The sequence below is a fragment of the Butyrivibrio sp. LC3010 genome, from assembly GCF_000424385.1.
GTDB lineage: Bacteria > Bacillota > Clostridia > Lachnospirales > Lachnospiraceae > Butyrivibrio.
Map to the genome: position 1 here is coordinate 24,437 of NZ_AUJU01000031.1, position 6,664 is coordinate 31,100.

Sequence of the window (6,664 nt, forward strand, 5' to 3'; positions counted from 1 at the left end):
TCGAGAAATGAAGAGAAAAACATTTGTAACAATTATCATTTGCTTAATCAGTACTATGCTTCTTGCCGGCTGCGGAGCCACTTCTGACAGCAGCTTGACGGACAGGCTCGAGAACATCAGGGAGGATGCGGAAGAAAATGAGAATGAGGAGGAAAATGCAACTACCCTTGATGTAAAGCAGGCTGAGAAGAACCTGAAGGAAATGAGCGATGCCATGGTCAGTTACCTGTGGGGTGCTCTGATGACGGAATCTGAGGGCGATGTTTTCAATCTCGGAGAAAGTGTGGATCTTAAACTTTCTGATTCCGATAAGATCAGAGCAGCCGTGCTGGCGTCAGAGACGGATGGCGTTATCGACGGTTATTTTAGCTTGAAAAAGGGAGAACTCGTAGAGGATAAGAATGCCGAGACCGGGCCGGACAGTGACGGATTTCACGGGATGTCTGTTCCTGATAAAAGCGTGGAAGAGAACTGCCTTGACCTATTCGGGGAAGAAGCTGACTGGGATGCTCTTCCGGAAAAACCGGTATGCGACCTGTTCGATGCGGTTTCCTATACCGATGAAGACGGTACACACGCCCTTCAGGTCGATCAGGAAGTTGATACGGAAACCGCACTCGAAAATCATGAATGCACGATCACGGAAGAAGACGGTAAATACATTGGCGAAGTCAACATGTTCTGGGGATATTGGGGCGAACAGGAACAAAAGCCCGGTTACTCGAACTATGTTGTAACATATACGCTTGAGGCAAACGATAGATCAAAGTATGGTATGGCGATAACAGCGATAAGTGTAAGCAAGGCAGAAAAGTCTTCCAAAGAGGACGTGACAATAACGGATGTATCATGGAATCATGGGAGTTACGAGGAGTTCATTGAAGCTGATTCGGATGTAACAGAAGTGTATTTCACGCTGAGTAATGGTGAGACCATCACAAAACAGGTTCCTCTCGGATATTATGTGGATGGAAAAGAGGAAGTTGATATAGACGGTGACGGCGAGGATGAGATCGTTATTAATCAGTATTTTTCAAATACTGCGGCTGAGTATAACATTGTCTATGTCTTTAAGCTTGTAGATGGTAACATTGAAGATATCTCTCCTATGGGAGATATCCCCGAATTAACTGATGATGTTGCGGATATGATGATCAAACCGCTGGATAAAGAAGGGTATCCTAAGTATGCGCTTGATGTGACCACGTATCAAAAGGAAAGTGCGGATGTCTCGGTAAAAAATCATGCATTATTGGCGTGGCATAATGGTTCATGGGAAGAGATTGAGACCGATTCTGATGAAAATCAGCATGAGGAAACCTCGGAGGATCATACCATACCGGAGTATTTTATCTATGTAATATCACCTGACGGATATGCAAACCTCCGCACAGGTCCGGGCACCGAGTATGATGTGATATGTCAGATACCGACCGGCGATTCCATGGAGGTATATCGCGAGACCGCCACGGATAAAAAGGGTAACAAGTGGCTGAAAGTAGCTTACTGGCATCCCGAGGGAACATCTCAACTCGACGGATCCAATGAACAGGGAATAACAGAGATCGGATGGATTGCGGAATCTCAAGTTGAATAGTTAGATATGAGGGCAAACAGATGGGCGACTTTATATTTGATGCGATAAGCGAATCGGTCACGAAATGGGCAACCATCAAATGTAATTTTCTACTGCCTTTTTGATAAAAAGAAAATCACTGCACACAGCCTAGGCAGGCCATCGCGCAGCGATTTTGTTCAATTTAAATTTGTAGAGCAATTAAATTACAGTAAAACGATCCATGAACAATGAGGTTTTAAGTAATGAATAATGGTGAGATAAAGGAGATCGCGTTGAAGCAGTCTGCAGAGGATATAGGCTGCCAGGCGCATGATTTCCTTTCAGATAAGAATGTTATTGTGCCATTTTGTTTAGGCAAGAATGCGCGAAAGTATTATAAGGAACCAATCATATGTAATTTTGTTTCCTATGGAAGTAATATCGTTGTGGCTACAACAAAAGAAGTATCGGATCTGGTAAAGGAGTATATAGGCAAGTTTGAGTTTTATCATTGCTTTGAAACGCCAAATATGCACTGGCTCAATGATAGACTGTTAGAGCGGGGGCATAAGGTATGTTTCATGGCTGAATATTATCTTCCTGATGTAAACAAAATTCCTGATGCGGAGTGCTTATATGAAACGCACATACTGGTTCAAGAGGATTTCAAGAATTTGTATCTGCCTGAATGGAGTAATGCACTATGTAAGGATCGCAGCCATCTGGATATGCTGGGTATTGGAGCATACGATAATGGCAGATTGATTGGTTTTGCGGCCTGTTCAGCAGATTGCGATGAAATGTGGCAGATAGGCATAGACGTTCTGCCGGAATACAGGCAAAAAGGGATTGCATCAGCACTGACTAGCAAACTGGCAAAAGAGATTCTAAATCGGGGAAAGGTTCCGTTTTATTGTTCTGCATGGTCAAACATCAGATCCGCCAGAAATGCGGCTAAAAGCGGTTTTATTCCGGCATGGGTAGAAATGACTGTAAAGCCGGCGGACGTTGTTGATGAGATGAATTCATAACTTACAGTTTATACACGATAGAGGAGGCATTATTTGAAAAAGACAATTCGCAGTGTTCTCATTTTTATAACGCTGATTATTATTGTGTTGGTGGGACTTTTGATAAAGCTACGGATACAGACAGGAAGAATCCTTACTGATTATTCATCTATATATAAAGATGATAAATATGGTGCTCCGGTATATGTTGATGGAGTAGAGGTAATAACCCAGGATGTTTCCTGTGGTTATGCTTGTATTGAGATGTTTTCTGCATGGAATGGGGGACATCTGACAGAAGAGGATCTGTACAATGAATACGGCAAGGTCATAACCTCAACAGGAGATAAGTTCTGCGAAGAAATGAACAAGCGCTTTCCGGAGTACACTACGTCCATCCATAAATACATGTCAAACACGGAACTGATAGATGCAGCTTATGAAAATCTGGCAAGAGGAGTACCTGTGCCATTTGAGTGGGCAGCTAAGTATGGTGATGTGTGGACTCTTCATTATTCCCTGCTTGTTGGGATGGATATTCCTAATGACAAGATAACTGTAGCAAATCCTTATGGTTATGTTGAAGAGTTATCTGTAGATGAATTTTTACAGCGCACAAGTTTTGAAGCCTATGAGAATATGCCTTTTTATTTCAAATTGGCATTTGCTGTAGGGATGTTTGAGAAGAATACAATCTTTACTGTTCACGGATTGAACGAGAACTAAATAACTTTCAGTAAAAATTACTATCTAAGGAGAAAAAATGGCAAAAAGACGATCTGTTGATACTAAAGAAAACTATGGCAAGGCCATAAAAATCTTTTTCGACAATTACAATAAAGATTTGCAAAAATTGCTGATTGCTCCATTTGATATTAATTTGGAGTATTCAGTATAAGGTGCTTATGCCAGCGTATGACCAGGATTATGATAAAGGTGGTTGAAGATGGTTACATATTATGATGACGGAACTATAAGAATTAGAAGCATGATTCCTGAAGATACCCAAATCCTTTATGATACATATTTTTCGTATGGTTGGCATCCTTCCTTAGCTACATACGAAAAGTATTATAAAGAACAGGAGGATGGTAAAAGATTTGTTTGTATTGCAGAGTATGATGGCAGAGTCTCTGGGCAATGTACTCTGGTTCTGAATCCTATAGAAGGTCCTTGGGGGAATCAAGGCTATCCTGAAATAGAAGATCTGACAGTTTTCTTTGATGTTCATAATAAAGGTATCGGAAATAGGCTTTTGGATGCTGTCGAGAAAGAAGCGTCAAAAGTTTCCGATAAAGTATACTTGGCAGTTGGAGTTCATTCAGGATATGGACCAGCTCAGAGGATGTATGTAAAAAGAGGCTACAATTTTGATGGTAGCGGAGTTTGGTATAAAGGGAAACAATTAGAACAGTATGCACCCTGCGTCAATGATGATGACCTTTTACTTTATATGGCTAAAGATGTTTAAAATTCCAGCATAAACGACTAGAGGGTGGAGAATGAAATCTTTTATAAGAGAGATTGGATTATGGAAAAAGTAGTATATAACGTCTTGGCGATGATTCTTTTGATATCACTAACTGGCTGTAGAGATTTAGAAACTGAACTTGCACCGGTATCAACGCATGAAGTGTCGGTTAAAACGCAAGAAGTAGTTGAGGAAGTACCGGAAGAAACATGGGAATCGCCTATTGATGGACTTTCAGATGATTTCATATTTGGAATGGATGCATCTTCAGTACTGACCGAAGAAAAAAGTGGTGTTAAGTACTATGGTTTTGACGGCAAAGAGCAGGATATATTCAAAACCTATTCTGATGCAGGGATTAACTATATCCGATTAAGAGTCTGGAACGATCCTTATGATGAAAATGGGAATGGGTATGGTGGCGGTAATAATGACCTTCCAACAGCTGTTGAGCTTGGGAAAAGAGCTACTGCCAATGGGATGAAAGTAATGATAGATTTTCATTACTCCGATTTCTGGGCAGATCCTAAGAGACAGCACGCTCCCAAAGCCTGGGAGGCCATGAGCGTGGAAGAAAAAGCGGATGCCCTCTATGAATTCACTAAAGACAGCCTCTCACAGCTTCTTGATTCCGGCGTAGATGTAGGGATGGTACAGGTTGGTAATGAGATTAACTACGGAATGTCAGGAGAGCGGCAGTTTGAAAAGGTTCTTGAACTTTTAAAAGCGGGAAGTATGGCAGTACGTGAAGTATCAGAATCTTACGGAAAAGAGATTGCTGTAGTTGTCCACTATACCAGGATTGAAGACAAAGCAGATGTACTTACACTAGTTGACAGGCTGGTGCGGGGTGAACTTGACTTTGACATGATTGGTATGAGCTATTATCCCTTTTGGGATGGCAGCTTTGAAAACATGAGTCGTGTCCTTGAGCTTATTAGTGAAAAGTATGGAAAAAAAGCTTTCATAGCAGAGACGTCCTATTGCTATACCACTTCAGATGGCGATGGATCAGCAAACAGTTTTACTGTTAATGATTTGGTAAAGGGTTATCCCGCGTCAGCCATAGGACAGGCCACAATGATACGTGACATTTGTAAGAATGTGAGTGAGGTAGGGGGCATAGGTGTTTTCTACTGGGAAGGCGCGTGGATTCCTGTAGGTCCTGCTGATGCAGATAACTCCGCTATCTGGGAGAAATATGGAAGTGGATGGGCCAGTAGCTACGCTTCAGATTATGATCCGGAGGATGCGGGTCTTTACTATGGCGGAAGCTCTTGGGATAATCAGGCGCTTTTTGATTTCGAAGGACACCCATTGGATTCTCTGAATATTTTTAAATATATGCGAAATGGTAGAAATTACTAAGGGAGAATTATCTTTCAGGATAAATGACTAAGGTAAATTGTAGATTTTCCTGGGGCTTTGGAAATAGCATTTGCAGAAAAGGAGCAGTATTGTTTGATCAGAATTGAATTATAATCAAAATACAATTTTCATCCGGATTCGTTAGATCACTATCAAAGAAAACAGGAAGTTAAAAAAGTATACCGAAAGCAGGACGGAGAGTATATTCTTGTAGATTGTGTGTATACGGAAGATTGGGATTCAGGGAAAAGACAATCTATTGCCGAAACAATCAGCGGAGATGATTACATTACATATTTGGCTTTGGATGAAGATAAAGTCGTCGGCTTTATCGGGTTACTGAAACAACTAGTGTACTGACATGTTGATATTTAATCAAATTATATCTATTAATCCGTGCCATTTCTTGGTAAAATAAAAGAAAAAGCACGGAGGCACAGCAATGGCAGGCAGACCAAAAAAGCATCATATCAATCTCACTGACGAAGAATTCAAAAGCATCAAGTCGATAATTCGCAAGAAGAGTACAAGCAAAACACTAAGGACAAGATGCCAGATTATTCTTGATCTTGATGAGAATCATGGAAAAATGTTGTCATATGAGCAATGCTATAAATCAAATGGAGTCTGTCATGCAACAGTATCAAATACTGTTAAAGGCTATGCCACAAAAGGTATGGATTACCTAAAAGGTCTCAACAGAAATGAGAATTCCAATAATGCTCGCCGTAAGGTTGATGGTCGGATTGAAGCCCATCTTGTTCAAATAGCTTGCAGTCCGGCACCTGAAGGACATAGCAGATGGACAATACGCTTATTGGAAGATGAACTCAAGGTTGTTTTGGACACTGATGAAACCATTAGTCGCGAAGCTATCCGTAAGGCTTTAAAAAAAACAAACTTAGACCTCACAAAAACTCCTACTACTGCATCCCGAAGAAAAACGACCCGGAATTCGTAGCCGCAATGGAGGATGTACTTGATGTCTATGAACGGGCTTATAATCCCAATATCCCAGTAGTATGCATGGATGAAAAGCCATATCAACTGCTCGGAGAAGTACGAAAACCTCTTCCGATGAGACCAGGAAATGATGCTATCATAGATTCCGAGTATAAACGTAACGGAACATGCAGCATATTCGCATTTATAGAGCCATTAGGTGGTAACCATCATGTCAGCGTACGAGAGCATCGTACAGCTACAGACTGGGCTGAGGAAATCAAGTACCTTGTTGACGTTATGTATCCTGATGTA

8 protein-coding genes are annotated in these 6,664 nt (G+C 41.1%); all 8 read left to right on the top strand.

Translation table 11 applies throughout. The annotated features are described in order from the left end of the window. Positions 1-7 precede the first annotated feature (7 nt). Positions 8-1,597, top strand: a complete 1,590-nt coding sequence (locus G622_RS0117130) for an SH3 domain-containing protein (RefSeq protein ID WP_026511713.1) — start codon at positions 8-10, stop codon at positions 1,595-1,597. A 224-nt stretch (positions 1,598-1,821) separates the two neighbouring features. Beyond that, entirely contained in the window at positions 1,822-2,589 is a 768-nt protein-coding gene (locus tag G622_RS0117135; protein WP_026511714.1) for a GNAT family N-acetyltransferase, read from the top strand. Positions 2,590-2,622: 33 nt separating this feature from the next. After that, complete coding sequence (locus tag G622_RS0117140; RefSeq protein ID WP_026511715.1) at positions 2,623-3,294, top strand: C39 family peptidase; 672 nt, start codon at positions 2,623-2,625, stop codon at positions 3,292-3,294. A 37-nt stretch (positions 3,295-3,331) separates the two neighbouring features. Next, a complete protein-coding gene (locus G622_RS26725; RefSeq protein ID WP_255347456.1) occupies positions 3,332-3,466 on the top strand; it encodes a hypothetical protein in 135 nt (44 codons plus the stop codon). Between the two features lie 48 nt (positions 3,467-3,514). Then, positions 3,515-4,039 carry a GNAT family N-acetyltransferase gene (locus tag G622_RS0117150; RefSeq protein ID WP_026511716.1) on the top strand — a complete coding sequence of 175 codons (525 nt, stop codon included), beginning with the start codon at positions 3,515-3,517 and terminating at the stop codon, positions 4,037-4,039. A gap of 60 nt (positions 4,040-4,099) precedes the next feature. Next, positions 4,100-5,407: a glycoside hydrolase family 53 protein gene (locus G622_RS0117155; protein WP_081675385.1), complete on the top strand. Its 1,308-nt coding sequence runs from the start codon at positions 4,100-4,102 to the stop codon at positions 5,405-5,407. Positions 5,408-5,849: 442 nt separating this feature from the next. Further along, a complete protein-coding gene (locus G622_RS0117160) occupies positions 5,850-6,368 on the top strand; it encodes a helix-turn-helix domain-containing protein (protein ID WP_026511718.1) in 519 nt (172 codons plus the stop codon). Positions 6,369-6,373: 5 nt separating this feature from the next. After that, the coding region (locus G622_RS0117165; protein ID WP_026511719.1) for a transposase at positions 6,374-6,664 on the top strand (291 nt) is incomplete at its 3' end.